Here is a 23,920-nt window from a genome sequence, read left to right as displayed (position 1 = left end):
GGGGCCGGTTCCCCTCTAACATTCGCTACCGGTTTCCCACCATCCTCCTAACTACGAAGAACAGCACCAAAATGGATTTCCAGATAGCGAACAATGCCATGATGCACCTCGTTCACCTCTTCATCGGTCAAAGTTTGCTCTTCAGAACGATAGTGCAAAGAATATGCCACGCTCTTTTTTCCTTCCCCGATTTTCTCACCGGTAAACACATCAAACAACTGGATACGCTCCAACCATTTTCCGCCGGATTTATGGATAGCAGCGGTAAGCTCGCGGGCGGGTATCTCTTTATCCACCACCAGAGCGAGATCGCGGGTGGTTGCAGGATATTTGGGCAGCGGAGAGAAGCGCACGTTACGGTTGATTGCCGCTTCTAGCAATGGCCCCAATTCCAATTCAAACACATAGGTTTCAGCCAAGTCATGTTGTTCGGCAATGCGAGGATGAAGTTGCCCCACCACGCCAATTTCCTTTTCACCCAACTGGAGGATAGCTGTGCGACCGGGGTGATATCCCGCTAACTCCGCGGCTCGGTATTGCACCCCATCGACACCAAGCCGCTGCAACAAGCCTTCCACTAAGCCTTTTGTCGCAAAAAAGTCCCAGGGCTCAGCCGATCCAGCCCAATGGGGAAGGGTTTTAGCACCCGTTACCAATCCGGCTACCATCCAGCGCTCTTCCGGCAGTTTGGTCAGTTTTTTCTCCTCGGTGAGAAAGACACGACTCAGCTCAAACAGCGCTACCCGTTCCTCTCCCCGGTGAACATTGTATTCCGCCGTTTCCACCAGTTGCGGCAGCAACGTGGTGCGAAGCCATTTGCGCTCATCACTCATCGGCAGATGCAGGCGGATAGGCCGGGCGTCTTCGGTGCGGTTCTCCAATTCCTGTAGACGCTGGCGGGAAGTTAAGCTGTAATTGATCACTTCAAACAGCCCCGTGTGGCGCAACGTCTGACGAACGACGCGGCGTAAGCGTTGTTCCGGCGTCAACGCTCCCGGCGATTGTTGCCCCCAAGGCAGCGTTTTGGGGATACGGTCATATCCGTATAAACGGGCCACTTCTTCAATTAAATCTACTTCAATGGAGATATCGGAGCGGCGAGAGGGTACCTCCACCTGGTAAGTTCCCTCTTCCTCTTTCACTGGAAAATCGAGGCGTCGGAAAATATCCACAACCGCCGCTTTCTCGATCTTCACCCCAAGCATGCCATTTAAGCGTTGATGTCGTAAAGAAATGACCACATCATCGATATCCGCCAGCTGTTCCACAGTGATAGGGGAAACCGGGCGCGCACCGGCCAGCTCAATCAACAATTGTACCGCCCGCTTAAGGGCTGTGCGGATTCCCGTAGGATCGACTCCCTTTTCAAAACGGGTGCTGGCTTCGGACCGAAGTCCCAGCTTCCGCGCCGTCCGCCGCACAGAAGTAGGGGAAAACCAAGCAGACTCCAGCAGGATACGGGTGGTACCCTCTCCCACTTCTGAGTTTTCTCCGCCCATCACCCCGGCAATGCCGATCGGCTTGTCACCATCGGTGATCAGCAGCGTCTCATCGTCACAGGCACGGGTGATACCGTCCAAGGTGGTGATCGTCTCACCGGTACGAGCCCGTCGCACCACAACCTCATCCCCGCTTAAGCGATCATAATCAAAAGCGTGTAGGGGTTGCCCCCACTCTAGCATCACATAGTTGGTTATATCGACGACATTGTTGATGGGACGGATTCCTGCCGCCAAAAGACGATTTTGTAGCCATTGCGGCGAAGGGCCGATCTGAATGCCTGCCAATACCTGTGCTCCATATAAGCCGCAATCTTCCTCGGTCTCCAATACAATCTCTACATCAACTTCTGTCCTTGCCTGCGCCTCCGGTACTTCCGGCAAGGTAAGCTTCCGATCCAATACCGCCGCCACTTCATAGGCGACACCAATCATGCTGAGGCAATCGGAACGGTTAGGCGTCAAATCCAGTTCCAACACATGGTCGTCCAGATCCAATATAGTATCCACTGACTGACCGATACCCGCCTCTTCCGGCAGCACCAAGATGCCGTCCTGTTGCCATTTGGGCAACAGCTTTGCCGGCAGCCCCAATTCTTGGGCTGAGCAGATCATCCCTTGGGAGGCTATGCCACGCAGCTTCGATTTTTTGATTTTAATCCCACCAGGCAACGTAGCCTTATGCAGCGCAACTGGTACTTTTTGTCCGGCTGTCACATTGGCAGCTCCACATACAATCGTCAGCTTCTCCTCTTTACCGACGTCAACCTGACAAACCCGCAATTTATCGGCGTCCGGATGGGGCTCCACACTTTCCACCAGACCGACAGCCACTTTGGATAACCCATCGTTCCGCGCTTCTACGATATCCACCTCAATACCGCCCCGGGTCAGCGCTTCCGCCAACTCTTGCGGCGTCACCCCGTCTAGATCCACATATTGTTGCAACCATTGATATGATACCCGCATCACGAGATCCCCCTTTGCTTAAAGCGTTTGAAATTGGCGTAAAAACTTAAGGTCGTTGGTGTAAAATTGCCGGATATCGTCAATCCCGTATTTTAGTAGAGCGATCCGTTCCGGACCCATTCCAAACGCAAACCCGGTATATCGTTCCGAATCGTATCCGGCTCCCTTCAATACACGCGGGTGTACCATTCCCGCCCCCAAAATTTCAATCCAGCCCGTCTGTTTACACATGCGGCACCCGCTACCGCCGCATTGGACACAGGAGATGTCCATCTCCACACTGGGTTCGGTAAAGGGGAAGTAGCTGGGGCGCAGGCGTGTATCCAACGTCATGTCAAATAACTTTTGGGCAAACTCCTGCAAAATGCCGTGTAACTCACTCATGGCAATCCCTCTGTCCACCACCAAACCTTCCACTTGTGTAAACTGATGGGAGTGGGTGGCGTCGTCGTTGTCACGGCGGTACACTTTACCGGGGCAGATCACCTTGACCGGCACTTGCCCCTCCCGCTCCTCCATCGTCCTTACCTGGACGGGGGATGTGTGAGTACGCAAAAGAATCTCCGGCGTGATATAGAAGGAATCCTGCATATCCCGGGCCGGATGATCCTTGGGGATATTTAACGCTTCAAAGTTGTAGGAATCCAGTTCCACTTCCGGTCCTTCCGCCACTGTAAAACCCATACCGATAAAAATATCCTCTATCTCTTCGATCACGGCACTCAAAGGGTGGATTCCCCCCTGCGGACGCGAAACCGCCGGTAGAGTCACATCTACCGCCTCTGTTTTTAAGCGGGCTTCCAACAACGACTCACTCAATTCCCGCTCTTTTGTTTCCATCCATTGCTCCAATTGAGAGCGAACTTCATTGGCCAAGCTTCCCACCACCGGACGCTCCTCCGGGCTGAGATCTTTCATCCCCCGCAAAACAGCAGTTAACTCCCCTTTTTTGCCTAGATATTTTACCCGCAGCTGTTTTAGCTCTTCTGGACTCCCCGCTGCCGCAATTAGGGATTGTGCTTCCTTCTTCAATGCTTCCAGGCGTACATGCATCCCGTCATTCCTCCTTCATCTCGTAAAAAACAAAAAATCCCGCGTCCGAGGGACGAGAGATTCGTGGTACCACCCTTGTTGAACACCCAACGGACCAATATCCGCAGGTATCCCGCTTTCACGAATAGTAACGGTTTTCCACCGGGATCTCCTTACAGCCTTTCCACCGAAGGGTTCAGGAGTCAGCTCCAGAGCGAACTTCCCACAATCGGTTCCTCGGGTACGCTTCCAGTCGCGACGTTCCCTCCCTGTCAGGCCGTAGTTGCGGTACTTTTCTCCTTCATAGCATTGGATCGAAAAAGTTTGCATCTAGTATAAATGAAATTGTCATCCGTTGCAACGGTTGTCTCAACCGTTTCCGTCTTGTTTCTGCCGTACCCATTCATACAGCAAAATCCCTGCGGTGACGGCTACATTGAGAGAATCCACTTTTCCCGGCATCGGAATCCGCACCCGTTCATCGGTGAGGGACTGCAGCTCAGGATGAATCCCATGCCCTTCATTGCCTAAAAGTAAAGCCGTTCGCTCCGGAATCGAAAACTCAAAATGATCCCGCTCTCCTTTGGGGTCCGCACTGACGATGAGAAAGCCCATCTTCTTCAAATCGGGAATCACATCAACCAAATCCCCTTGGTGAAGGTGAGCTCGAAATAGGGAGCCCATGGCTGAGCGTACCACTTTAGGATTAAATGGATCGACTGTTCCGTTTCCCAACCAAATATCACGGATTCCCGCCGCTTCCGCCGTTCGCAGAATCGCTCCCAGGTTGCCGGGATCTTGAATCGTATCCAATAGCAACACTTGTGCCCGCTCAGGAGGATGATAGGGAGCCGTATGCCGGGGAATGGAAACCTCAGCGGCGATCCCTTGTGGAGACTGGGTATCCACTAGCCCGGTAAATACGGACGGATACAAACAGTACACCGGTAGTTCCCGTAGCTCAGGAAACTGTTCCAATACCGCTGTACCCTCCTCCGAGACAAGGATCGAGCGGATATCCAGGTCAGCATCCAACGCCTCTCGTAGAAGCTTCTCTCCCTCGATCATCATGCTGCGGTATTCATCCCGCCCTTTACGCGTCCCCAACTTGCGCCACCGCTTCACTTTTTCGTTGCGGGCTGAGCTGATCGTTCGAATCTCCATGGCTTACGCTTTTTCCTCCAGCTTTTTAAGATCGTTATTGTGACCAATAACGACCAAGATGTCGCCTTTGTGAATCACATCATCTGCCAAGGGGGCGATATTGATGCGCCGCCCGCTCTTAATGGCCATGACGTTGCACCCGAACTGTGCGCGAATATCTAGCTTTTCCAATGTTTTTTCGGCAAAAAATTCTCCGGCGCTGATTTCGATGATGCTGTAATCATCAGCCAGTTCGATATAGTCGAGGATATTGGGTGAAATCAGGTTATGAACCACCCGTACCCCCATATCGCGCTCCGGATATACCACTTTATGGGCACCAATCTTATACAGTACTTTTCCATGGAGATCGTTGCGAGCCTTTACCACCACTTTTTTTACGCCCAATTCCTGCAGAATCAGCGTCGTCATAATACTAGATTGAATATCTTCCCCAATGGAGACAACTACGACGTCAAAATTGCGTATTCCCAGCGCCTTGAGCGCGTTTTCATCGGTGGAATCTGCTTCCACTGCATGGGTGACGATCTGGGCAAAATCTTGAACCCGTTGTGGATCGTTGTCGATCGCCATCACCTCGTACCCCATATCATGCAACGTTTTGGCGACACTACCGCCAAACCGACCCAGACCGATGACTGCGAATTGTTTATTCATGCCATCCTCCTTGCTCCGACACATATCGTGGTGCGCTTATTATACCACAAATTTTCTCCTTCACGGATAAGGCGTCCATTTGCGGTCACAATACGAAAGAAAGGAGGGATTTCACATGAATTTTCCGATCCGAGGTGCCGTTATTCACAACATCCAAGATATGAGTCCGGAAGAGCTTCAAAATATGGTGAATGACTCAATCGAACGTGGAGAAGAAAAATTGCTGCCGGGATTGGGGGTCCTATTTGAAGTGATCTGGGAAAACTGCGATCAGACAAAGAGAGACGACCTAATCGGCACCTTGCACGACAATATGCCGCGTGAACAGGCCCAAGCTCCCCTCTCTCCTTCTTAAGGGATATGTGATCAGCAGCAGGAGGCGATGCCCATCTGGAGGCATGGCCTTTTTTGTGGAGAAAAAAAGAAAAAACCCCAAGAGGGGGATGGATGGTACCCTGATCGATTTTATTTTTTGCCTTGCCGCTTCGGGATAGTCACAATCAACCTACCGCCGGGTTTGATATCCGTCTGTAGCCGCGATTCATCCACCGGCATCGGCAACCATTGTGTCATGGAAAAAGTGGTTTCCTGGTGGGCAACAGCAGGTGTTTTTTCCATAAATACGCCGGATATCAACAAAACATTTCCTTCTACCCTTACATCGACGGTATGGCGCCGACTCCACCCTGGCACCACCACTTCCACAACCAAAAATTCTCCTTCGTCACGCATCGTTTTTTGCAAGGAGGGAATCGGAAATTCCGCCCTTAACTCCTCCAGCTCCTGAATTAATTCATTCCAACCTTCTTGCATTGCTTGTTCAAACCACGGTTTTAACCATCCCATCCTGTCTCCCCCTTTCCCACAAAAAGGTGCATCTTCCAAGCGGAAGATGCACCTTAGCGGTCAATAATACGGACCGTAAAAACCTCCACCGCCCCAGAATAGGAAGAAGCCGAAGAAAATGAGCAGGATGATCACGATAATCGCCGCAATGGCGATCCACCACCAACCGCCTCCGAAGCCGCCAAAATATCCGCTGGCGTTTTTCGTTTTCATTGTGAAACCTCCTTGGACACGATTCACTCCTTTTCACTCTATGTAGTGACAACGGAAGCGGTGTGGACAGCAGCCCGTATAACGCCAGAATCATGGCGTAAGTAGATTGACAGGTTCTCGCTTCTTTCGATAGGATGTAGATAACTAACCGAAACGGGAGCTCGGAAGACCGGGCTGAGAGGGTGGCTGACCTGCCTCCGACCGTCAACCTGATCTGGGTAATGCCAGCGGAGGGAGGAAGATCAATTGCGACCGAAAAAGGATCGCACCGCCGTTGGTATGCCCGGCGGTGTTTTTTGTTTTGAAGCAGAGGAGGAAAAGGATATGTCTATCCCGCGAGCGCTAACCATCGCCGGTTCCGACAGTGGCGGAGGCGCCGGTATTCAAGCGGATTTAAAAACATTTCAGGAACGACATGTATATGGAATGAGCGCCATTACCGCCATCACCGCTCAAAACACCCAGGGTGTGACCGGGATATACGAGTGTTCAGAAGAAGCGGTCACTCGGCAAATGGAAGCCGTGGCGACCGATATCGGCATCGACGCGGCCAAAACAGGCATGATCGCCAGCACCTCCATCATGGAAGCCGTCGCCGCTCAGGTGAAAAAGCACCGTATCCACCCCCTGGTCATCGACCCTGTCATGGTGGCCAAGAGCGGATCATCCCTGTTGGAAGAAGCGGCTCGCCATGCATTGAAACGGATTTTACTCCCGTTATCCCACCTGATCACTCCCAATTTACCCGAAGCTGAAATCTTGGTGGGAGAATCCTTGGATACGGACGAAAAAAGAAAAGATGCCGCCCGCCGCTTGACGGATATGGGAGCGGATGCCGTTATCATCAAAGGGGGACATCTACAAGGAAACCAAGCTGACGATCTCTTGTACGACGGCGGAAATTTTCACGTATTTACCGCCCCCCGCTTACACACTCGCCACACCCATGGAACCGGCTGCACGTTTTCCGCAGCCATCACCGCCGAGCTGGCTAAAGGACACTCCTTGCTGGAAGCGGTTAGAGTGGCCAAAGCGTATATCACGGAAGCGATCCGTCACCCGTTGAATATCGGACAGGGTCACGGTCCTACCAATCACTTTGCCTACCGCCACCTGACTGTGACTGAAAGTCACCACTGACGGGTATGGAACCCGCCACCAAGGCATAGGATGCAAATGCGGGGTTGGCAGCGGGAAGATCCAAGAGACCGGTATTTCCCTTACCAATCACCGGATTGCGATCCAGATCAGATGGGAGGTTTCACCATTGCCCTTTTCCCCATCCCAACTACGGCTCTATATGATTATGGGAAGTCAAGACTGTAACGGCCGTGACCCCGTTTGGGTATTAAAAGAAGCCATCGCCGGCGGAATCACCCTGTTTCAATTTCGCGAAAAGGGATCCACCCTCACCATGTCGGAAACCGTTTTTTTAGGAAAACGATTAAAAGAAATCTGTCAGCGCTCCTCCATCCCGTTTATCGTAAACGATCGCGTTGATTTAGCGATGGTTTTGGGTGCTGATGGAATCCATGTAGGCCAAGAGGATCTGCCAGCCGTTCAGGTTCGCCGTTTGATGGGAACAGAGGCGATTGTAGGCGTCTCCTGTGAAAATGAGAGCGAAGCTGATAAAGCCATCCAGGCAGGTGCTGATTATATCGGGGTGGGAGCCCTTTTCTCCACCCGATCAAAGGCAGACGCCGGTGATCCAATCGGTCCCGAAACGATTAGCCACATCCGCCGCTCCAATGAACAGGGGTTGCCAATCGTCGGCATCGGCGGTATCAATGCAGCCAATGCCGGCAGTGTCATCGCCGCCGGGGCTGCGGGCATCGCCGTCATTTCCGCCATCACAGCGGCAGAGTCTCCACGGCGATCGGCGATGAAGTTGCGTCAGGTGATAGAAGAGCAAAATCATACGATTGTATAACAAGCGATATCGAGTAGGAGAGGGCGGCTAGCCCGTCCTCTCACACCACCGTACGTACCGATCGGTATACGGCGGTTTATCTCGATTGACACAAAACAACAAGCCAGCCGGATTCCGGTTTGTTTTCCACGGTAGAAGGAAAACCCCAGAAAGGATCGCCGCCAGGGGCGGTCTATTGCGCTTTTCTCCCGGTTAACCTAAAGTTTTTGCTTCCGTTCCAGAAAGCGGTTGATGCATGCTTTCACTCGCACTCCGGCGCGGAAGCTTTTTCTCGTAGATTTGGAAGTCATCGACGTAGCGAACAAAGCGCAAGTCTCTTCGTTCCGGTTCTTTGTCCAGATCATCCGGGAGAATGTTGACTAATAGGAAGCTTAAGAGCCCCGGGTAAGGACACGCTCTTTCCCCCTCTATCCACCCGCCTCATTTACGCTCCCTGCCCTTTGGCAGCATGGACTTTGTCTTGTATGGCAGACTCATCAACTGCTGCCTTCGTCGCTCGGGATTTTCACCCTAGAGAGCGTGCCCATGACGGGCACACCACAATAAAAAAGCGCCGCCTAATGGCGGGGCCTTTTTGTTCAACTCCTTAAAAAGGTGAACGTTAAAGCTACGGCTACAAGGATGACTGTTATCACAATAGCCTTAATTACGATGTCACTAGAAAAGTCAATTAGTTTATCGAAAGAATCCTTCTTGCCTTTTTCTTCATTCTTGTTTTTTTCTTCATTATCGTCCATAAAAACATCCCCTTTTTTTATTTACAATTCCCTCTATCTATTATATCATTTTAGTTTCTTGTAATTCAGTCCTATGGAGGGGAATATATGAAAAAAATTCTTGCTGTTGTTACCGTTCTTGTTATGGGAATCACTATCATACCATCAGTTCCGGCCTATGCTGAAGGGGAACCTCAAACTTTTGAACAAGCAGTGGCTAAATCAAACGAAATCTTACGATCCCAAGGGAAGGAACCTCTTTCGAAGGAGGATTATTTAGGAAATATTAATAAAGCACTGGAAAAAGCTTTAGAAAAAGATGAAGCGCAGAGGTCTGAGTATCAGGCACAGGGATCTGAATATAAAGTAACTGTTCCTGTCAACGGAAATTCCAATCTCTTCGGAAAAGTAACAATTGAAAGTGAAGAAGTTCTTGAAGCGTTAGGAACCAAGTCTTGGAAGAAAACAATATCCTTTGATGAGTGGGTAGGTGTTCGTTGGGATTTGGTGAACTCTGGAACGTTCACATATGGGAAGAAAAGTTCAAATTCTTCTCTAGTAGTTATCAAGGGTGCTACATATAATGTTGACGCCAAAGCTCTTCCTCCGTATTCCGCTTCGGATACCTCAAGGCTTGATAAACTTTCTGGGGCTGTGTGGGAAGTAAAAGGAAAAGGGAAATATTCGCAGAGCTATGGTAACGTCGGCGCGACATATCATGGGTATCTTGACGTTCGACTTCATGCAACAGGGAACGTCTCGGTGCAAAGAGCAAAATTTGATTTTTAAAAGAAGCCACAACTATTAAACTGCTTAAGCCCGGTAATCTACCGGGCTCAAGTGATTGAACCGGCTTTGGAAACGATCATGGTTGTAGAAATGCATGTATTGATTAACGGCGGCACGAGGCGTAAATCATTCCGCTTACTGATTTGGTAGTCAACTACTTCATTGTTGAACAGATCATAAATAACGGATAAATACATCGATTGATAGCCCCGTCTCCTTCTAAATACATCTTCACCGCTTTTTCCTTTAGCTCTCTTGGATACATATTACGAATTTTTCTCATAGTAAAATCCCCTCCAAGTAAACAGTAAGCGACTTTCTTACTGTTTACCTAAAGAGGATAATATCATCACGGAGTGGCTTTCTTATTACTTGAGAGATATGCAGCCGCATGTTGCTTAGGAACCCAGTAGGACTTACCGATCCCTTTGATCGAGTTTGGAAGGTAAATCCTTCTATATTCGAGCGCTTCTAGAGTCTGACAGTAAGAATCCCGCCTCTTCAGGTGAGAGAGGTTCATCTATCAACGATTGAGCAACACAAAAAACTCTTTCATAAAGCCAGGCAGATCTGGCCAGGCATGGCCTGATACTAGGTTGCCCTCGACATGAAGCGGTTCCGAGATATAGGCAGCGCCATAGCTTTCCACTTCCGGTCGGCAGGCGGTAAAAGCAGTCAATTCTCTACCTTTGACCACATCTGGTACGACGGCGAAAACTAGCGCTGCATGACAGATCGCACCGACAGGCTTGTTTTCTTGGAAGAAATGGCGAATCAGCTCAGGGGCTTTTTCATGGAGACGAATATGCTCAGGTGCACGTCCACCAGGGATAATCAAGCCATCAAATTCAGCGGGATTCACTTCATCAAAGGAAGAATGGGCATCCAAACCGTACGCCCATTTCTCGGTAAAAGTTTCCATCGCCGGCTCAAAATCGTGCACAACGGTTTGTAGCTTTTTCTTTGAGGGAGCCGCAATCACCGCTTCATGCCCTTCTTCGAGCAAGCGATAGTAAGGGTAAAACACTTCCAAGGCTTCCACGGCATCTCCGGTCATAATTAATACTTTTGCCATTGAACAGCCCTCCATCCGATTTTATCTCATTGGCTTCCAGTCGAACTATTTCCGGTTTTTGAAACGGTTAAACCCCTTATTGGTAAGATCAATCCCTCTGGTTGCCAGATTCTGTTCTCCCACGCGATCGTTGCCATTTTTCTATACCCGCGGGCAAGATCAATCAATCCTTTGAATTCACCGTGTTCCCTCCACGATGAGTCAACCTCACGCAAACAGCGCAGGCGATCACGGTCACCGTCGCCCCCAGGAGAAAAGGAGCCGTTGCGCCTAGCGTCAGCCACAGCATCCCACCTACCAGCGGCATCAACACAGCAAAGGCGTGAGCAATGGTGCTTCCCATCGCTAATGTCGCAGCCCATTCGTCCTGTTGAACCCATTTGGATACATAGGTGGATAGCGCGATTTCATCCAAGGCGGTCAATAAGTGATCCATCACAAAAATGAGCGCCAATACCCAAGCTTCACGAACCCAACCATATCCGAGAAACAAGACCGTCACCACTGCATAGTTAACGGCCAACGCCTTCGCTTCACCTACTCGGTCGATCCAGGCACCAACCCATGGACGAAGGATTACGGCCAGGAGACCATGACCCGCCAACAACAGTGCCAACTCTCGTTCTGTCCATCCTATGTCTCGTAACAACAGAAACACGGCAAAGGTGAGGGTCACCATTTCCCGTAATGCGGACAACAAGGCTAAGCCATAATAGGATCGATACCGCCACCGAAATAATAAACCTCTCCTCAGCAAACCCTCATCATCCTGTTTTTGCTGCAACGGAATCACAAAAATCGCCCCACCCACAGACCAGCAACCGGCGATCACCAGTTGAACCTTTAGTGGGAGGGTTCCACTGAGGAGTGCAACCGCCCCCAACCCCAACAATCCCGCCGCTGCACTGCCGCTGGCCATCTGGCCCAAGCGGCGGGCTCGTACAGTGGGTTTGGCCCATGCCATCGTCAATGTATCCCGCACCACCGCCCCCACATGAACACCGGTGCTGGTAAGAAGGGTGATCCCCAACAGCCCCAAAAACGGAAGCGACCAAGCATGCAACCACAGCCCCACTGCCGTCAAAAGAAGGCTGCACACCCACAGCCAACGCATCGATAACCGCGACAACAGCGCCAACAGGATCACTAAGCATAATCCTGGCCATTCCCGCACACTGTCCAACCATCCATACGCCAATGGTGACAGCTGAAAATGGTCAATAGCATATTTACCGATGACACCCTGATACATTGCCAAACCGAAGGACCAACAAAAGCTGGACCACCAAATCAGGCGAAACAGACGCCTTTCCTTTTGCTCGTCGCCCAAAACCACTCATCCCTTCCGATAATGGTATACACGATATCGAAAAGGAGAGGGGGGCCACGAGCAGTTCCTCTCGTGGCTCAATACGCTCATATCGGATGCAAGAGCGTTCACTCGCTTTCATTTTTTATTTTTATCGTATCACAAAAAAGGAGGATTAGTCCGCGTAGCGAATCGTCAATTCGGAAAGCAGATGCCTGATCGCCGAACGTAATTCCTTCGGTTGCTGTACCGTCGCTTCCTTCCCGAGACCGACAAAGAATGAAGCAAAAAACGGGATGTCCTTCTTTGCAATATCTCCTTCAAGCCATCCGGTACCATCACTGCGAACATGAAGCCGCGGAACCGGCCAAGGTTCGACCTCGCATCTTTCCACACCTTCTTCGGTCAGTTCAGCAAATACGTATACGCAATCTTCTTTAGGGCGAAATAACTCCTTGTTACCCAGATGAACCTGGCGCAAATCGAGCGGCTTGGAAGCAGACGGATCGACTGAATGAATCCGATCGCAACGGAACAAGCGAAAACACTTGTGGAGAAAACAATAGGCTGGGCAGTACCACAATCCATTCCGGGTGTAAATCCCGATCGGTTGGACTTCTCGCTTCATTCGTTGCCGCCGCGATTCATAATCGATGAGCAGCACGTTTTGTCGGACGGCCGCATCAAGCAAAACGGACAGGTGAGGAGACTGCGTTTTCCGGACCGGTGTTACAAAGTCCACCCGGTCTCGCATCTGATCAATACGATCGCGCACATCTTCCGGTACAAAATTGTAAAACTTATTCAATGCCGTCGAAGTTTCCGTTTCAAACGGAAGAGAAGAATAATGTCGCAAGGCCTGCACAGCGAAAAACACTGCTACAGCCTCCTGCTCCGTAAAGGCGATCGGGGGCAAGAGCCGTTCTTTCAAAATCCGGTATCCGCCATGGGGGCCGACTTCCGAATACAGGGGAACGCCAAGCTCGCTCAATTCCTGCAAGTCGCGAAGAATCGTTCTGGGAGAAACGCCAAATTCGCGGGCAAGTTCTTTCACCGTAAATTGGCGTTTGCGATTAACCGCGACAATCAATTCCATGAGTCGTTTCGTTTTAGACATCCGTACCGCTCCTAGCACCAGAAAAAGCTTATTCTAACTATGACAATAGTTGTCACTATCATCGGATACAATGAAATACAAGTCCAGCACAAAACAATAATGACACGTAAGGAGTTGAAGGAAAATGGCTTTACAATTCACCCCTTTTATTATGCTCAATGGCAATGCGAACGAAGCAATTCGATTTTACGAGCAGGCGCTCGGCGCGCAAGTCGTGTTTAAGCAGACGTTTGGAGACGCTCCAGAGGAAGAGAGTAATCCGCCAATGACAGAAGAAGCAAAAAAAAGAATCGCTCATTCCGTGCTAGTTGTTGGCGAAGCTGAACTGTTTGTCAGTGATTCGTCTCCTGACCAGCCGCTGGAGCGCGGAGATCAAGTCAACATTTGTATAACCGTAGAGGACAAGACAAAAGCGGAGCAAATTTATGAAGCATTACGACCAAATGGCAAAGTTCTTTTGCCGCTACAGCCCATCTATTTCAGTCCTGCATATGGAATGGTAACGGACCAGTTTGGAGTTACGTTTCAAATATTCACGAAAAGAAGTTAATTCTCGGCAATGTGGAAAATAGACAGGCTCAGAAGTTGTGAACACCCATAGCTACGGCAGAACCCGAGATTCCTAGTTCGAGGAATGGTCCTAAACCCCCAAAAAAAGAAGAAGGGGAGCTCCCCCTCCTAAGATTAATGACAAATTGGGGCGAGGCCCCTTCTATTTTTATCACTAGATTCAACTAAAACCATCACCTGTTTATCGTGTGCCCATCGAAGCTGTGGAATCTGCCTGATGTAGGATCGCTTCCACAATTCGATCCCCCATCTCTTTTGAGGAGAGGGCTGATTCTCCCGCTGCCGCCACATCTGCAGTACGTGCTCCCGACGCTAACACGCTCTCTACCGCCCTTTCAATGATTGTGGCTACTTCCTCATTTTCAAAGGAATGTCGGAACATCATCGCAACCGACAGAATCGTAGCAACCGGATTGGCCAACCCTTGGCCGGCAATATCTGGTGCTGAGCCGTGAACCGGTTCATATAAGCCAAACGTTCCTTCACCCAAGCTGGCTGAAGGCAACATGCCGATGGACCCAGTCAGGATCGCTGCCTCATCGCTTAAAATATCGCCAAATAAGTTCTCGGTCACAATCACATCAAAGTCAGCCGGGCGGCGCACCATCTGCATCGCACAGTTGTCCACCAACATATGCTCCACTTCAATATCCGGATACTCTTTGGCGATACGTTCCACCACACTGCGCCACAGGCGGGAGCTTTCCAGAACATTGGCCTTATCGACAGAGGTAACATGCTTCTTTCTGCCTTGGGCCAGCTGGAAGGCGCGATGAACGATCCGTTCGATTTCATGCTCATGATAGACGAGAGTATCGGTCGCTTTTAGCCCGGTGTCCGTCTGCTCCGTCGATTTGTCTCCGAAGTAGAGCCCACCGGTTAACTCCCGCACCACCAACAAGTCTACTCCTTTCAACACTTCTGCTTTTAAGCTGGAACTGCCCTCTAACCCTGGATATAAAATAGCCGGACGCAGGTTGGCGTATAACCCCAGCTCTTTGCGCAATCCGAGCAAAGCGTTTTCCGGGCGCAGATGCGCAGGATTCCGATCCCAGCGCGGGCCTCCCACCGCTCCCAAAAGCACGGCATCCGCCTTGCGACATTGTTTTAGCGTATCCTCCGGCAGGGGCTGCTGCAGCTCGTCGATCGCACAGCCTCCCACCAGGTTGAAGGAAAAGTGAAAGTTGTAGTTAAAGCGGTCACCCACCGCTTTTATCACTTTCACCCCTTCATCCACGATTTCCGGCCCGATGCCATCTCCGGGCAGAACCGCGATATGTTTGTCAGTGGCCATCGTTGCGCCTCCTCGTCATCGATTAGGAAGTGTGTACGGCTTCCGCTTTTGGTTGTTTTGCTGCCCGTTGTAGGATACGGTTCACCGCGTGGATATAGGCGCGGGCGCTCGCTTCCAACACATCCGTACTGACGCCCCTACCTTGTACTTCTGTCCCGTTTCGCTTCAATTTTACATATACTTCTCCCAGAGAATCCTTGCCATGGGTGACAGAGACGATTTTATAATCCGTCAACTCCATCGGCTCTCCAGTCGCCCGATCGATCGCATGGAAAATAGCATCGACGGATCCGCTGCCACACGCCGCTTCCTCCACCATACGGTTATGACGGTGATCCATCAGGCGTAGCGAGGCGGTCGGTAGTGAATGATTGCCGTAAGAAAGCTGAATCGCATCAAATTCAAAGATCTCTTCTCCATCTCCTAGCCGTTCTTCCACCAACGATACTAGATCATCGTCTTCAATCGTCTTTTTGCGGTCGGTCATTTCCTTGAAGCGAACAAATAATTGATTTAACTGCTGATCATCAAAGGAGTAGCCAAGGGCGGTCAGTTTATCGCGAAAAGCGTGACGCCCCGAATGTTTCCCCAGAATCAACTGGGTTCCGTCCTGGCCGATACTCTCCGGCTTCATAATTTCATAGGTAGCGCTGTTTTTCAGCATACCGTCTTGATGGATGCCCGACTCATGGGCAAAGGCGTTGGCTCCTACCACCGCTTTATTGCCTGGAACCAACATCCCTGTCATTTTGCTAACGAGACGGCTGGTACGGGTAATCTCTTTTAGATTGATCCCAGTTTCCACTCCGTAACACTCATTACGGGTGGATAAGGCTACCGCTACCTCTTCTAAAGCCGTGTTGCCCGCCCGTTCGCCGATACCGTTGATCGTTCCTTCCACCTGATCGGCACCAGCCTCAATGGCGGCAAGGGAGTTGGCCACCGCCAAACCTAAATCATCGTGACAATGAGCGGATAGCCGTACTTTTTCAATGCCTTTTACATTTTCCTTTAAATGGCGAAAGATATTTCCGTACTCCTGGGGTGTCATATAGCCGACAGTGTCGGGAATATTGAGGACATCTGCGCCGGCGGCGATCACCCGCTCCCCCACTCGGCACAAGAAATCCAACTCGGTCCGTCCGCCGTCCTCTGTTGAAAACTCCACAACCGGGAAGTACTGTTTCGCCAATCGCACGGCTGCTTCCGCCCGCTCCAATACTTCCTCTTGACTCATATTTAGCTTATAGCGACGGTGGATCGGCGATGTCGCCAAAAAGATATGAATCCCTGGTGCCTCTGCACTCTTCAAAGCTGTCCACGCTTTTTCGATATCGCCCGAAACCGCTCGTGCCAAGCTGACGACGGTGGCGTTTTTGACGCGCTCCCCCACCTGTCGCACCGCTTCCTGATCTCCCTGGGAGGACGCTGCAAAACCGGCCTCGATCACATGAATACCGAGCTTCTCCAGCTGAAGGGCGATCGTCACCTTTTCCTCCGCACTCAGATTTACTCCCGGGGACTGCTCACCGTCCCGCAAGGTGGTATCAAAAAATTGAACCCTTCGCATGATTGCACCCTCCCTTATCAAATTTATTCAGGATTGAACCGCGGTTGGATCCGTCACTTTATTCTTCTCGTCCTTATCGATCCACGCCATCGTTTGGCGCAGTTTCTTACCGACTGTCTCCAATGAATGGGTCGCTTCTTCTTCACGGATACGGTTAAACTCTTTGCGTCCCGCTTCATTTTCCGCGATCCAGCGCTTGGCGAAGGTGCCGTCCTGGATATCTGCCAGCACTTCTTGCATCGCCTTGCGGGAAGCTTCTCCCACCACGCGTTTGCCGCTGACATAATCGCCGTACTCCGCTGTATCACTGATGGAGTAACGCATACCGGCCAATCCTTCTTCATACATCAAGTCAACGATCAGTTTTAATTCGTGTAGACACTCAAAGTAAGCCACTTCCGGTTGATAACCGGCATCCGTCAAAGTCTCAAACCCTTGTTTGACCAACTGGCTCACCCCACCGCATAAAACAGCTTGCTCACCGAAGAGGTCGGTTTCCGTCTCTTCCTTAAACGTAGTCTCAATCACACCGGCACGGGTGCCGCCAATTCCCCAAGCATACGCCAATCCCAGTTGTTTCGCTTGCCCGGAAGCATCCTGGTGAACGGCGATTAGAGCGGGAACGCCAAACCCTTCTACAAATACCCGTCGCACCAAATGACCTGGCCCCTTTGGCGCAATCAAGACCACATCCACATCTGCTGGCGGCTCAATTTGACCGAAGTGGATGTTGAAACCGTGGGAGAAAAAGAGGGCCGATCCCGGTTTTAGATTGGGTGCCACCTGTGCTTGATAAACCCGTGCCTGCACCTCATCCGGCATCAACAGCTGCACCACATCAGCACGTTTCACCGCTTCATCCACGGTCAATACTTCAAATCCGTCCTGTTTCGCTTGCTCCCAGGAACGGCCGGGACGAAGTCCAATCACCACTTGAATGCCGCTGTCTCGCAAGTTTTGAGCCTGGGCATGCCCCTGACTGCCGTACCCGATCACCGCTACTGTTTTTCCGTTTAATACTTCCTGATTAGTCTCTTTTTCATAGTATACTTGTGCCATGTTTCCATTCCTCCCTGATCATGTTGAATACAATTTTCTAACCTTTTTACGTCAGAAGTCTCCCACTTCTAAAGTGGAGAGGTAAATAGCGCCTTGCTCGATATCTTTGGGGATGCTTTGAGCAAACTTTCTTTCCTTCGATACTCGCTTATGATGTTGTCGCCGCTGCTTTGTTTACACTGCGCGGCAAGGCTGTCACACCAGTACGTGCCATCTCTTTGATACCGTAGGGGCGCAACAGCTCCAACAGCGCATCCAGCTTCGCCCGTTCACCGGTGGCCTGCACCATCATGCTGTTGGGACCCACATCCACCACCGCCGCCCGGAAGGGCTCCACAATCCCTTTGATCTCCATCCGAGTCGCAGGGGCGGCTCCCACCTTCACCAGCAACAGTTCTCGCTCGACGGAGGCGTATTCGCTCAGATCCTGCACCTTGATTACATCCACCAATTTGTGCAGCTGTTTCTGGATCTGCTCCATCGTGCGTTCGTCCCCTTGGGTCACAATGACCATCCGCGAGAGACCCTCTTCCTCTGACTCTCCCACACTGATGCTTTCAATATTAAAATTCCGGCGCCCCAAAAGGTTGGCCACCCGGGCCAACACCCGGGGCTGATCGTTGACGAGCACCGAAATCACGTGTCTCATTCCGCCTCATCTCCCATAATCATTTCATCCAAACCGGTACCGGGGGCCACCATCGGGTAGACGTTTTCTTCCGGCGTCACCCAAAAATCAATCACCGCCGGTCCCGGATGATCCAACGCTTCTCTCCAAGCATCACTTGCCTCCTGTTTCGTTTTTGCCCGCCACGCCTTGACACCGTACGCTTCCGACAGGCGGACAAAGTCGGGACTGCCCGACAGATCCACTTCACTGTAACGCTCCTGGTAGAATACTTCCTGCCATTGGCGCACCATGCCTAAACAATGGTTATTGATAATGGCCACTTTTACCGGTATATTGGCCATGGCTGCAACTGCCAATTCCTGATTGGTCATCTGGAAACCGCCGTCACCGGTTACACTGATCACCACTTCATCTGGACAAGCGACCTGAGCGCCTAATGCGGCAGGAAAGCCGAAACCCATCGTTCCCAGACCGCCGGAGGTGATAAAAGAGCGGGGACGGGCGAAGGGAAAATATTGCGCAACCCACATCTGGTGCTGCCCCACATCCGTCGTCACAACCGCCTTGCCTTTGGTCGTCTCATGCAGATGACGAATCACCCATTGTGGTTTTAACGTATCTTCCGCATCTTTGAAACTGTATGGCTTCTCCTGTTTCCACTTTTCCAGTTGCTTGATCCATGCCTCTGAAGAACTGCGGCGTAAGCCGGGTATGGCTGTGGCCAACACCTTTTTCACATCGCCAACCAGCGGGATATAAGCATCCAGATTTTTGCCGATCTCCGCCGGATCAATATCGATGTGGACGATTTTGGCGCCGGTGGCGAATTTATCGAGCCTTCCCATGGTGACACGGTCATCGAAGCGGGCCCCCACCCCGATCAAAAGATCAGTCTCCAACAGCGCGTGGTTGGCAGCGTATGTCCCGTGCATTCCCGGCATTCCCAACCATAAAGGATGCTGTCCCGGAAAGCCGCCCAGACCCATCAGCGTCGTTGTAACTGGGATTCCCGCTTTTTCCGCAAAGGCGATCAGCTCTTCTTCCGCTCCGGATGTCACCACCCCGCCACCAGCTAGGATGACCGGCTGCGACGCCTCGGCGATCGCTTGATGCAATCGCTGCACTTGCAACGGATGCGGGTCGGCATGGGGTTGATAACCCCGGATGGAGACAGAATCGGGATAAGAGTAAGTCGCTTTGGCATTACTCACATCCTTGGGAATATCGATCAAGACCGGGCCGGGACGACCGGTTGTGGCAATGTGGAACGCTTCCTTGATCACCCGCGGGAGGTCACGCACATCGGTCACCAAGTAACTATGCTTGGTAATCGGCATGGTAATCCCGGTAATATCCGCCTCTTGAAAGGCGTCGGTACCGATCAGGTGCTGTGCCACATTGCCGGTGATACATACCAGAGGGATCGAATCCATCTGCGCGTTAGCGATTCCTGTCACCAAATTGGTAGCACCGGGTCCTGAGGTGGCGATTACGACCCCCGCCTTGCCGGTTGCCCGGGCATAGCCGTCAGCAGCGTGAATCGCTCCCTGCTCATGGCGGGCCAACAAATGTTTTAAACGGCTACTGTACAACGAGTCATAGATTGGAAGCACCGCACCCCCCGGGTAACCAAATGCCACCTCAACCCCCTCTTCGATCAGACAGCGCAGCAAAATTTCTGAACCTGTGTATTCTTTTGCCTCTTTGCCTTGATCCACACCCTGTTCCACTGTCGCCATCGGTTGCGACACCATGACACACCCTCCTCATAAAAAGTTAAAAACCCTCCACCCCCAACGAAAATAAGGCCCATTTCCGGGTCTAATCACGTTGATTGGGGCGAAGGATTCGCGGTACCACCCAATATTCACCATCGGTCTCGCGACCGATAGCCTTGGTGAGTACGGTTATGGATACACCGTACTCCGTCCTTTAACGGGGACTCCGATCGCATTCTAGTCAGGAAGTTCCTTTTCGACGCGCGGCTCCGAGGTGAGAAGATCTTCACTCCGCGGCTCTGGTCTCAGCACTCCAGTGCTCTCTGTTACACGGGGATGTGAAATCTTATGGCCTCTTCCAAGCCTTTAACCTTCGTTTTTCCTTTTTTTGAAAATATCGGCTATTGTATTTGAAACAAAGCCTCTGGGCATGCCACACCTCATTTCCGCAGAAGAAGGCAGGACCTGCCGCAGAGGCTTTTATCCTCACGGTGTACATCCCTGTTGGGATGTTGGTGCCACTTGGTCGCAGACCCTGTAAAGGCGGAACCCTAGACACCCTCCTAGCACATTTGATTCTGTTTTACGGGAAATCGTTGAATTATTTAGATGCTATTATAGGCAGGTCATAGCTGCTTTGTCAACCGGTTTTTTATCCAGTTTTTTTAAGTATTTATTAATCTGTTACCGCTCCGCGGGAGGCGGAAGAAACCAGGCGCGCATATTTATTTAAAACTCCGCGCTCAACAGGAAGAGGACGCTCTTTCCATGCCCGTTTGCGCGCTTCCCACTCTTCTTCCGACACATCCACATGCAAGAGGCGCTCTTTACTATCAATGGTGATGGAATCCCCATCCTGTAATAGCGCGATCGGCCCTCCCACTTGCGCTTCCGGTGCGACATGACCGATAACGAATCCATGGGAACCGCCAGAAAAGCGACCGTCGGTGATGAGGGCCACCTTTTCTCCTAAGCCTTTGCCGACCAGGATTCCCGTGATGGAGAGCATCTCCGGCATACCGGGTCCGCCTTTGGGCCCTTCATAGCGAATAACGACCACATCACCTGCTTGCACTTGATCAGACAGGATCGCTTCCGTCGCATCATCCTCGCTGTCAAACACTTTAGCCGGCCCGGTTAATTGCGTTACCTTGAGACCGGAGATTTTGGCCACCGCGCCTTCTGGAGCTAGGTTTCCCTTCAGCACCACCAAGGGGCCAGTTTGGCGGAAGGGTTGCTCCAGGGGACGAATCACTTGTTGCCCCTCCTTCAAAGGAGCTGCATCGGCTAAGTTTTCAGCCAGCGTTTTCCCCGTCACCGTCAAGCAATCACCGTGTAACAACCCCGCTTGCAGCAATTCTTTCATCACCGCTGGCACACCGCCCGCTTCATACAAATCCTGCATCACATAGCGACCGCTGGGCTTTAGATCGGCAATGTGCGGCACCCGCTTCCGAATGCGCTCAAAATCCTCCATGGTAAGATCCACATCGATGGCATGGGCCATCGCCAATAAATGCAGAATCGCATTGGTGGACCCACCTAACGCCATCACAACGGTAATGGCGTTTTCAAATGCTTTTCTTGTCATAATATCTTTGGGATAAATGCCCTTCTCCAGCAATTGCACCACCGCTTGTCCCGCTTTGCGACAATCATTCCGCTTTTCAGCGGTCTCCGCCGGATGCGAAGAACTACCCGGCAAGCTCATCCCCATCGCTTCAATCGCAGAAGCCATCGTATTGGCGGTGTACATGCCACCACAGGAACCCGCCCCCGGACAAGCGTGGCACTCAATCTGATGAAGGTGATCCCGGTCGATTCCACCTTTGTTATACTGCCCGACTCCTTCAAAGGCGGAAACGATATCAATATCCTGTCCATCCAACTTACCCGGACGAATCGTGCCCCCATAAACAAAGACCGCCGGCACCTCGGTACGACCGATGGCGATCATACAGCCCGGCATATTTTTATCACACCCGCCAATGGCGACATAAGCGTCCAGTCGTTCCGCCCCAACCACCGTTTCAATGGAATCGGCGATCACTTCCCGGCTGGGGAGAGAATAGCGCATCCCCTCATGTCCCATCGAGATGCCATCAGAAACGGTGATGGTGTTAAAGATCAACGGTGCGCCTCCGGCTTCTTTTGCTCCCGCTTTCGCTTCTTCCGCCAATTCTCGGATATGCATATTACAAGGCGTCACTTCACTCCAGGTGCTGGCCACCCCAACCATCGGCTTTTGAAAATCTTCATCCTTTAGCCCGACAGCTCGCAACATCGCCCGATTAGGGGCACGGTTGCTTCCTTCGCTGATCACCTTGCTGCGAATGCGTAAATCTTTTTGCACATCGCGATCTGACATGATATATCCCCCTCTATCCTCTGATGCGTTATTCGTATCAGTTTGAACCAGGAGAGGAAAAATTGCAAGCATTTTGTCGGTCAGAATCGTCACTTAGAATCCTTTTCCATCATCTTGACGAATTCCATTTCCCTGTTTAATATGAGTAGCAATATCCGAACTGATTATCCGCGTGATGGACACGCAAATCCTTCTTCTAATACGCCAATTGTCGAAAAGTTGAAACAAATACTTGCTCAAAATAGTGCAAAGGAGAAACATGCTGTGTATACGTGGAACCGAATTAGCCGTTTTGCGGAAAAAACCTTTGCCCTGTGGGTAGTGCTCGCAGCGGCAATCGCATATTGGTTTCCCGAATCGTTTACAGGAATCGGAAACTGGATTACCCTGCTATTGGGAATCGTGATGTTTGGCATGGGAATGACCTTATCTTGGAAAGACTTTCACCTGATCGCCAAACAGCCGAAATCCGTCGCAGTCGGCGTTATCGCCCAGTTTTTGATCATGCCTTTGGCCGCTTTTGCCGTTGCCACCGTTTTACAATTACCGCCTGAATTGGCAGTTGGATTAGTGTTGGTGGGAGCTTGTCCCGGTGGTACCGCCTCCAATGTGATGGTTTATCTATCCAAAGGGAACGTTCCCCTTTCCGTTACGATGACCAGTGTCTCCACTCTGCTGGCACCTTTGCTCACTCCGTTTTTATTATGGATATTAGCCGGCTCGTGGTTGCCGGTACAACCGGGGGCAATGCTGCTCTCCATTTTACAGGTTATCATCCTGCCGATTGTACTCGGCATCGTCGTCCGCCGTTTCCTGCCCAACACAGTGGAAAAAGCAACCGGCGTCTTGCCATTGGTATCCGTAACCACCATCGTTTTGATCGTCACCGGAGTCGTCGCTCTCAATGCAGACAATCTATCCGCTACCGCCGGAGTTGTCCTTATCGCCGTCATTCTGCATAATCTCTTTGGACTCGGCCTCGGTTACGGTTCCGCCCGTATTCTAAAATTGAATGAAGCACAATCCCGCGCCGTCTCATTGGAAGTAGGGATGCAAAACTCCGGTTTGGGTGTCGCCCTTGCGTTGCTTATTTTGAACCCGTCGCTGCACTGCCCGGCGCCCTCTTCAGTGTCTGGCACAACATCTCTGGTCCTCTCTTGGCCACATGGTGGTCACGGCGTAACCCCACCAACGGATCAACCACGCCGCCGGAAGAGAAATCCGTTCCCGTATGATGCCGACATGTTCAAGCAAAAATAATTACGATTGAACAAAACAGTCATGATGATCATGGCTGTTTTTTTATCATTCTTTAACCACAATCGGTTGACATCCTTCATTTTTCTCATGTACAATTCGAATGTTGAAAAGTTAACTATATGAAATAATCATAT

21 protein-coding genes, 2 pseudogenes and 1 other annotated feature are annotated in these 23,920 nt (G+C 51.2%); of the genes and pseudogenes, 6 read left to right on the top strand and 17 right to left on the bottom strand.

All coding sequences use genetic code 11. The features are described 5' to 3' along the window. Positions 1-47 precede the first annotated feature (47 nt). From pheT to C8J48_RS03595, 4 genes are all read right to left on the bottom strand, one after another. Complete coding sequence (gene pheT / locus C8J48_RS03610; RefSeq protein ID WP_107724992.1) at positions 48-2,468, bottom strand: phenylalanine--tRNA ligase subunit beta; 2,421 nt, start codon at positions 2,466-2,468, stop codon at positions 48-50. Between the two features lie 18 nt (positions 2,469-2,486). Then, on the bottom strand, positions 2,487-3,521 hold the full coding sequence (gene pheS / locus C8J48_RS03605) for a phenylalanine--tRNA ligase subunit alpha (protein WP_107724991.1): 1,035 nt from the start codon (positions 3,519-3,521) through the stop codon (positions 2,487-2,489). Between the two features lie 45 nt (positions 3,522-3,566). Then, positions 3,567-3,814 (bottom strand) — a binding site (T-box leader). Positions 3,815-3,869: 55 nt separating this feature from the next. Further along, positions 3,870-4,664, bottom strand: coding sequence for a TrmH family RNA methyltransferase (locus tag C8J48_RS03600; protein WP_107724990.1), 795 nt, complete (start codon positions 4,662-4,664; stop codon positions 3,870-3,872). A gap of 3 nt (positions 4,665-4,667) precedes the next feature. Next, positions 4,668-5,321 carry a potassium channel family protein gene (locus C8J48_RS03595; protein WP_107724989.1) on the bottom strand — a complete coding sequence of 218 codons (654 nt, stop codon included), beginning with the start codon at positions 5,319-5,321 and terminating at the stop codon, positions 4,668-4,670. A 115-nt stretch (positions 5,322-5,436) separates the two neighbouring features. On the opposite strand from C8J48_RS03595, the gene sspI reads away from it, so the two are divergent. Continuing rightward, the gene (gene sspI / locus C8J48_RS03590) at positions 5,437-5,676 is read left to right on the top strand and encodes a small acid-soluble spore protein SspI (RefSeq protein ID WP_107724988.1); all 240 of its coding nucleotides are present in this window, start codon (positions 5,437-5,439) and stop codon (positions 5,674-5,676) included. Between the two features lie 110 nt (positions 5,677-5,786). On the opposite strand, the gene C8J48_RS03585 is transcribed toward sspI, so the two are convergent. Further along, complete coding sequence (locus C8J48_RS03585) at positions 5,787-6,167, bottom strand: Hsp20 family protein (protein ID WP_107724987.1); 381 nt, start codon at positions 6,165-6,167, stop codon at positions 5,787-5,789. A 60-nt stretch (positions 6,168-6,227) separates the two neighbouring features. Continuing rightward, positions 6,228-6,380 (bottom strand): hypothetical protein, encoded by a 153-nt coding sequence (locus C8J48_RS18625; RefSeq protein WP_170105122.1) that lies wholly within the window; start codon positions 6,378-6,380, stop codon positions 6,228-6,230. 324 nt (positions 6,381-6,704) lie between these two features. Here C8J48_RS18625 and thiD point away from each other — a divergent pair, with 324 nt between their 5' ends. Together thiD and thiE are read left to right on the top strand one after the other, a co-directional pair. Then, positions 6,705-7,520, top strand: coding sequence for a bifunctional hydroxymethylpyrimidine kinase/phosphomethylpyrimidine kinase (gene thiD, locus C8J48_RS03580; RefSeq protein ID WP_107727568.1), 816 nt, complete (start codon positions 6,705-6,707; stop codon positions 7,518-7,520). A 127-nt stretch (positions 7,521-7,647) separates the two neighbouring features. After that, positions 7,648-8,310 carry a thiamine phosphate synthase gene (thiE, locus tag C8J48_RS03575; protein ID WP_281261185.1) on the top strand — a complete coding sequence of 221 codons (663 nt, stop codon included), beginning with the start codon at positions 7,648-7,650 and terminating at the stop codon, positions 8,308-8,310. 578 nt (positions 8,311-8,888) lie between these two features. Here thiE and C8J48_RS18620 read toward each other — a convergent pair. After that, a complete protein-coding gene (locus tag C8J48_RS18620) occupies positions 8,889-9,047 on the bottom strand; it encodes a hypothetical protein (protein ID WP_170105120.1) in 159 nt (52 codons plus the stop codon). 87 nt (positions 9,048-9,134) lie between these two features. Between C8J48_RS18620 and C8J48_RS03565 the strand changes: the two genes are divergently transcribed. Continuing rightward, positions 9,135-9,815, top strand: a complete 681-nt coding sequence (locus C8J48_RS03565) for a hypothetical protein (RefSeq protein WP_107724986.1) — start codon at positions 9,135-9,137, stop codon at positions 9,813-9,815. 24 nt (positions 9,816-9,839) lie between these two features. Here C8J48_RS03565 and C8J48_RS03560 read toward each other — a convergent pair. From C8J48_RS03560 to C8J48_RS03545, 4 genes and pseudogenes are all read right to left on the bottom strand, one after another. Beyond that, positions 9,840-9,923 (bottom strand): annotated as a pseudogene (locus C8J48_RS03560) (IS3 family transposase); the annotation flags it as partial. Between the two features lie 415 nt (positions 9,924-10,338). Further along, positions 10,339-10,890: a DJ-1/PfpI family protein gene (locus C8J48_RS03555; RefSeq protein WP_107724985.1), complete on the bottom strand. Its 552-nt coding sequence runs from the start codon at positions 10,888-10,890 to the stop codon at positions 10,339-10,341. Positions 10,891-11,053: 163 nt separating this feature from the next. Continuing rightward, on the bottom strand, positions 11,054-12,220 hold the full coding sequence (locus C8J48_RS03550) for an MFS transporter (protein ID WP_107724984.1): 1,167 nt from the start codon (positions 12,218-12,220) through the stop codon (positions 11,054-11,056). Between the two features lie 154 nt (positions 12,221-12,374). Next, on the bottom strand, positions 12,375-13,316 hold the full coding sequence (locus C8J48_RS03545; RefSeq protein ID WP_107724983.1) for a helix-turn-helix transcriptional regulator: 942 nt from the start codon (positions 13,314-13,316) through the stop codon (positions 12,375-12,377). Between the two features lie 124 nt (positions 13,317-13,440). On the opposite strand from C8J48_RS03545, the gene C8J48_RS03540 reads away from it, so the two are divergent. Beyond that, positions 13,441-13,866 (top strand): VOC family protein, encoded by a 426-nt coding sequence (locus tag C8J48_RS03540; protein ID WP_107724982.1) that lies wholly within the window; start codon positions 13,441-13,443, stop codon positions 13,864-13,866. A 201-nt stretch (positions 13,867-14,067) separates the two neighbouring features. Here the strand turns inward: C8J48_RS03540 and leuB are convergent, their stop codons facing one another. The 6 genes from leuB to ilvD form a co-directional block, all read right to left on the bottom strand. Beyond that, positions 14,068-15,180 carry a 3-isopropylmalate dehydrogenase gene (gene leuB, locus C8J48_RS03535; RefSeq protein WP_107724981.1) on the bottom strand — a complete coding sequence of 371 codons (1,113 nt, stop codon included), beginning with the start codon at positions 15,178-15,180 and terminating at the stop codon, positions 14,068-14,070. A gap of 22 nt (positions 15,181-15,202) precedes the next feature. After that, positions 15,203-16,750: a 2-isopropylmalate synthase gene (locus tag C8J48_RS03530; RefSeq protein ID WP_107724980.1), complete on the bottom strand. Its 1,548-nt coding sequence runs from the start codon at positions 16,748-16,750 to the stop codon at positions 15,203-15,205. A gap of 27 nt (positions 16,751-16,777) precedes the next feature. Continuing rightward, on the bottom strand, positions 16,778-17,809 hold the full coding sequence (ilvC, locus tag C8J48_RS03525; RefSeq protein WP_107724979.1) for a ketol-acid reductoisomerase: 1,032 nt from the start codon (positions 17,807-17,809) through the stop codon (positions 16,778-16,780). Between the two features lie 148 nt (positions 17,810-17,957). Next, a complete protein-coding gene (gene ilvN, locus C8J48_RS03520; RefSeq protein ID WP_107724978.1) occupies positions 17,958-18,458 on the bottom strand; it encodes an acetolactate synthase small subunit in 501 nt (166 codons plus the stop codon). Then, positions 18,455-20,179: a biosynthetic-type acetolactate synthase large subunit gene (ilvB, locus tag C8J48_RS03515; RefSeq protein ID WP_425430468.1), complete on the bottom strand. Its 1,725-nt coding sequence runs from the start codon at positions 20,177-20,179 to the stop codon at positions 18,455-18,457. Before ilvB ends, ilvN begins: the two co-directional genes overlap by 4 nt. 655 nt (positions 20,180-20,834) lie before the next feature. After that, positions 20,835-22,526: a dihydroxy-acid dehydratase gene (ilvD, locus tag C8J48_RS03510; protein ID WP_107724977.1), complete on the bottom strand. Its 1,692-nt coding sequence runs from the start codon at positions 22,524-22,526 to the stop codon at positions 20,835-20,837. A gap of 264 nt (positions 22,527-22,790) precedes the next feature. Between ilvD and C8J48_RS03505 the strand changes: the two are divergent. Beyond that, positions 22,791-23,761: pseudogene (locus C8J48_RS03505) on the top strand (bile acid:sodium symporter family protein). Positions 23,762-23,920: the final 159 nt, after the last annotated feature.

Origin of the sequence: Desmospora activa DSM 45169 (genome assembly GCF_003046315.1) — a bacterium.
Lineage (GTDB): Bacteria > Bacillota > Bacilli > Thermoactinomycetales > DSM-45169 > Desmospora > Desmospora activa.
The sequence above is the reverse complement of the archived record's forward strand: the minus strand, read 5'-3'. Positions and strand labels throughout refer to the sequence as shown.